Origin of the sequence: Aphanothece stagnina RSMan2012, from assembly GCF_046764815.1 — a bacterium.
GTDB lineage: Bacteria > Cyanobacteriota > Cyanobacteriia > PCC-6307 > Cyanobiaceae > NIES-981.
This window is the reverse complement of record NZ_JBKOUC010000055.1, coordinates 1-4,389: the sequence shown is the minus strand read 5'-3', so window position 1 is coordinate 4,389 and position 4,389 is coordinate 1. Positions and strand designations below refer to the sequence as shown.

Genomic DNA, 4,389 nt, shown 5'->3' with positions numbered 1-4,389 from the left:
TCACAGACCGGCCCACCCATTGCCCCGCAGGGAGTTTGAGGAGAAGACCGCCAGCACCGGCTACGCCGGTGCTGCTCCTCGGGATTTACACCACTTGGCGGGACGCCCCCAAGCCGGGTCAAGCCGCACGCTTTTCTCCACTTAGAAATTGAATATCTCGATAAACTAAATAACCCCCAATTGCCAGTAAGATTCGCATGAGCCAATGAAAAAGACAATTGCATTCCGAGAACCTCTGATGCTCATGCTGGGCCAGAGGCGTAGAGTTGAGTGTATCTTTGGCATCGTCGAGAAAAGTTGGAGTAGAAGTGTAGTTGCTTTTAAGTTAATAGGCCAGTCGGAAGGGATGCAGTGGAGGGCAGAACCTCTCGGGGTGATCTGGAGGCTGGTGAAGTGGCGGCAGATGAGCGGGAGGGTACGGACCTGGAGATGTCGATGGGCCACTGTCCTGGAGGGGCTGGAGCTGGTGCAGTGTTGTCTGGAAGTTGGACAGGCTGCACTGCCCAAGGAGTTCGGCAGCTCGCTGCACTCCTTGAGCTTGCTTGACCTTCGTGAAATGCGGCGCTGCCCTGCTCGGCCGTGGGCACGGGCCGCTGGTGGCATAGAGGGCAGAAGTATCGCGTGGAGGGTTCTTGTTGGACCGGCCGCCGCGGCCCCTTCCGCGGCCCCCGTACACCCCTGGGGTCCACCCAGGCGGCATGAAACCAAGGTCCATCTCAGACAGGCAGGGAACCTGTCATGCGCACTGATCTCGCCCTGAGCCACTGTGGGAACACTGCAGGCAGTCACCCCGACCCGGCGCCTCTAACCACCTCCGACATCACCATCTCTCTGCTGATCGACATCAGCATGGCGCTGGAGGAGATCCAGGCCCGCATCCATGCCCGGGCCTTCGCGGCTGTCATGGATCCGACCAAGGCCCGGCAGTGCGGCAGACGGTGAACCAGTTGCTGGCCGTACTGGATGCCACGTCAGCCTATGGGGTCATTTGAGAGCCGAGTGGAGTGCTGATGGAGCTGGTGGTCAAACGAATCAGCGATCCGCGTTCAAGGCACTACCCAAAGCGAAAGCGGCAGGGCTGGAGTTGCACTGCCCGGCACCGAAGGTCGAGACATTGCGACCCATACCTTTCGGTGTGCATTCATGAAGCACTGAAATAGTGCAATAGTGTAGACCTAGGTGTGTAGTGCCACCAGGTTGTTCCGGCTGACAAGCGGGTGTGAGGCCGACAGGGTTGTGGTGCGACCCAACAGCCCCAGACCTCACCCCCCATGCATACACACCCGAACGCCCGCCTGACACCGATCGGTCGCGAACGCCTGATCCGGCAGCATCTCGAGGAGGGCAGGAGCCTTGCTCAGCTGGCCACAGACCACGGGATCAGTGAACGCACCGCCCGCAAGTGGCTGGCGCGCTTTCGTTCAGGCGGGCCAGCGGCACTGGCGGATCGACGGAGTGTTCGCCGCAGCCAGCGGCGGACGATCGATCCGCAGCAACTGCAGCAGGCCGTGGAGCTCAGGCAGCAGCGCTGCACCCTCCGGAGGATCGCCCGGCTGCTGCTGGTGCCGATCACCACCCTGGCCCGGGCGATGCGGCGCCTGGGGCTGAACCGGCTGGGGAACCTCGACCCCAAACCCCCCGTGCAGCGGTACCAGTGGGAGCAACCGGGGGAGATGATCCATGTCGACATCAAGCAGCTCGCCCGGTTCGAGCGGGTCGGCCACCGGATCACCGGCGACCCACGGAAGGGAAGCTCCCCGGGCGCGGGCTACGAGAAGGTCCACGTGGCGGTGGATGACGCCACCCGCCTGTCGTACGTCGAGGTCTTGCCCGACGAGAAGGGCCCGACCACGGTGGGGTTCCTCAGCCGGGCGGTGGCCTGGTTCAACGGCCAGGGGATCGAGTGCCAACGGGTGCTCAGTGACAACGGCTCGGCTTACAAGTCCCATGGCTGGCGAAAAGCCTGCTACGCCATGGGGTTGAAGCCGAAGAAGACCAGGCCCTACACCCCGAGGACCAACGGCAAGGCCGAGCGGTTCATCAAGACCCTGCTGGAGGAGTGGGCCTACGTGATGCCTTACGGCACCTCGGCGGCCAGGAACGACCTGCTACAGGCCTACCTGCGGATCTATAACGGGCGCAGGTGCCACATGGCCCTGGGTGGCCTCACCCCCCGGCAGCGGCTGGCTCAGCTGCAGGCATGAACAACCTGGTGGCAAACCACACCTAGGCTGAAAGGTGAGTAGAGGAGGGTCTCGCCATGGCGGACCTTGCACTGTTCAGGTTTACCAGCAAGAATGACCTTGCCAAATCGCTATTTAGCGGCTGGCAGCTAGCGCGAAAGGTAGTCGTTAATGCACTGGCTGGGGATGACATTATCCAGGGCAGCACTAAACTCGAACTCATTAGGGGGCTTGTGGTCAAATCCGGAGCCAAACTCATGGCCGGAAATGGCAACGACGTCATCTCTGGCAGCAGCGCCACGAGTGAAGGCTTGAAAAATAGCGGCTATCTCTTGGCCGGGGATGGCAGCGACCGTATCAGCGGCCTATCGGAAGGCCGTTTTGGGATTTACAATACAAAGCTAATCTCTACGGGCGAAGGCAGCGATAGCATCATAGGTCGCTCGACATACGGCATCTTAATCGATGGCTGCTGGAACGGCGAAAATGGCTTTTGGAATGAAAGTCAAATCAATACAGGGGATGGCAATGACCGCATCGTCGGTAGCTCAATAGGGACTGGTCTCGTCAATAGTGGCGCAATCGAAACGGGCTACGGCAATGATTCTATCAAGGGAACTGGGGGTAGTAATAGAGAAAGCTACGGCTCGTACGGCTTTAGCTGGGGCGTATATAATAATCCTAATTGCACAATTAAAACTGGACCGGGCAATGACATCATCACAGGAGCTGGAGGAAAGGGCTGTTTTGGCATCTTCAATGATGGGAATATCAGCACTGGGGGCGGCGACGACAAGGTCAACGCGATAGCTGGAGGCTTCAGGGGGAGTGGCACGACAGATCTTGGACCTGGTGCTGACGCGTTGATCGGCTTTGTTGGGGCTGACACTGCTTCTATATCCGGCGGAGCGGGAGGCAAGTTCATTGGCGGCACCGGCAAGGACAAGATCCTGTTGCCTGATGGCCTTTATCGAATCGAAGGTGGACTAATCGCGCTTGCGTCGGGAGGCCGCTTCATGAAGACCAACAGCTTCGAGAAGATCGGTGGCGTCAATGGTGGCCTCTTCAACTTCGCTGATGGACTACTGACCATCACTGGAGGCGTTGCAACCTCACTCGTCTGACTGTCTGCATCACTCGATGCTGCCGTCCTGCAGCCCTGCCGCAAGGTGGGGCTTTTCTGTGCTGGGCTGGCTACGCAGGGCGCCTTATGAGCAAATGGCTTCCAGTAGCTCAGGGAGATGTAGGCCTCCAGGCCTTTCTCCTCCGGGACCTTAAGATTGTCGCTGCTGGAGAAGTGGGTACCCGCAATCAGGCCCGCCGGTAGCTGTCATTCCCCTAGTGTGCCTTGCTCCGCCACAGGAAGGCGTACAGCACGGCGCCGCTGAGCGTGTGGGGTCGCACTTCAGTTGGATGGCGACCTTGAAAAGTACCTGCACGCTCCGCTGCTGCTGCCGGCCCCAGATTTACCTCACTGACCTGACATAACTGGCTAGGCGAGGAGGAACCCGGGCGGGGTCTGTGGATCCATCGATCTGTGGAAGAGATGGTTCAAAACTGTGCCACGTAGTCCCGCATCCAGGACGGCCTTAACGGATTGCTCAAGGCTGAGCTCTCAGCTTTGCAATGCCTGTGCAAATCGCTGGCGGACTGGCTGATCGACTGACTGCTGAAGAGCTCAGATCGCTGCCTTTGTCTGAAGCCGATGATCGGATTTGAACCGATGACCTACTGATTACGAATCAGTTGCTCTACCGCTGAGCTACACCGGCAACCCAGTGAAACTAGCATTCAGGCGACGGACCTGCCCAGGTGCCCCATGGGGATCAAGCCCGATGCCATCGATCCCAGGCTGCGTGCCCGCCTGCTGCAGGAATCACGCACCCCTTGGCGCGGCCTGCGGCGCGCCCTGTGGCTGGCTCTGGCCGCTTCCGGCGGGCTTGGGCTGGCCGTGATGGCCATGCGCGGCGCCGCGGGCTCAGAGGTGCCTTCAGGTGATCTGCTCATCCAGCTGGCTGCCGTCGTGCTCTTCGGTGGATTGCTCTGGTTCGATCGCAACCGTGCCCCCGCCGACGGCACCGATTGAGGGATCCTCGGTTTCACCGGCTGCCTGGGAGCCAGCCTCAGTGGCGTCTATCTGGCCGGCCTCAGCCTCCGGCGCTGGTGAGGCAGTCGCGGGCGCTGAAGGTTCTCGGATGGTCGCTCC

At 60.4% G+C, this 4,389-nt stretch carries 4 protein-coding genes and 1 tRNA gene; 4 read left to right on the top strand and 1 reads right to left on the bottom strand.

What is annotated here, in order from left to right; all coding sequences use genetic code 11:
- The first annotated feature begins 738 nt into the window (after positions 1–738).
- The 3 genes from ACLNEE_RS16550 to ACLNEE_RS16540 all read left to right on the top strand — a co-directional run bounded on the left by ACLNEE_RS16550 (position 739) and on the right by ACLNEE_RS16540 (position 3,307).
- Positions 739–942 carry a hypothetical protein gene (locus tag ACLNEE_RS16550; protein WP_411423576.1) on the top strand — a complete coding sequence of 68 codons (204 nt, stop codon included), beginning with the start codon at positions 739–741 and terminating at the stop codon, positions 940–942.
- A gap of 329 nt (positions 943–1,271) precedes the next feature.
- Entirely contained in the window at positions 1,272–2,204 is a 933-nt protein-coding gene (locus ACLNEE_RS16545; RefSeq protein ID WP_411423575.1) for an IS481 family transposase, read from the top strand.
- 56 nt (positions 2,205–2,260) lie between these two features.
- Positions 2,261–3,307 (top strand): hypothetical protein, encoded by a 1,047-nt coding sequence (locus tag ACLNEE_RS16540; RefSeq protein WP_411423574.1) that lies wholly within the window; start codon positions 2,261–2,263, stop codon positions 3,305–3,307.
- Between the two features lie 576 nt (positions 3,308–3,883).
- Here ACLNEE_RS16540 and ACLNEE_RS16535 read toward each other — a convergent pair.
- Positions 3,884–3,955 (bottom strand) — tRNA-Thr (locus ACLNEE_RS16535).
- 47 nt (positions 3,956–4,002) lie between these two features.
- On the opposite strand from ACLNEE_RS16535, the gene ACLNEE_RS16530 reads away from it, so the two are divergent.
- A complete protein-coding gene (locus ACLNEE_RS16530; protein WP_411423573.1) occupies positions 4,003–4,269 on the top strand; it encodes a DUF3493 domain-containing protein in 267 nt (88 codons plus the stop codon).
- The last annotated feature ends 120 nt before the right edge of the window (positions 4,270–4,389 follow it).

What these genes read in the sequence shown, in the direction of transcription:
- ACLNEE_RS16550 (WP_411423576.1), top strand. Translation starts at nt 739, where the DNA reads ATGCGCACTGATCTCGCCCTGAGCCACTGTGGGAACACTGCAGGCAGT.
- ACLNEE_RS16545 (WP_411423575.1), top strand. Translation starts at nt 1,272, where the DNA reads ATGCATACACACCCGAACGCCCGCCTGACACCGATCGGTCGCGAACGC.
- ACLNEE_RS16540 (WP_411423574.1), top strand. Translation starts at nt 2,261, where the DNA reads ATGGCGGACCTTGCACTGTTCAGGTTTACCAGCAAGAATGACCTTGCC.
- ACLNEE_RS16530 (WP_411423573.1), top strand. Translation starts at nt 4,003, where the DNA reads ATGGGGATCAAGCCCGATGCCATCGATCCCAGGCTGCGTGCCCGCCTG.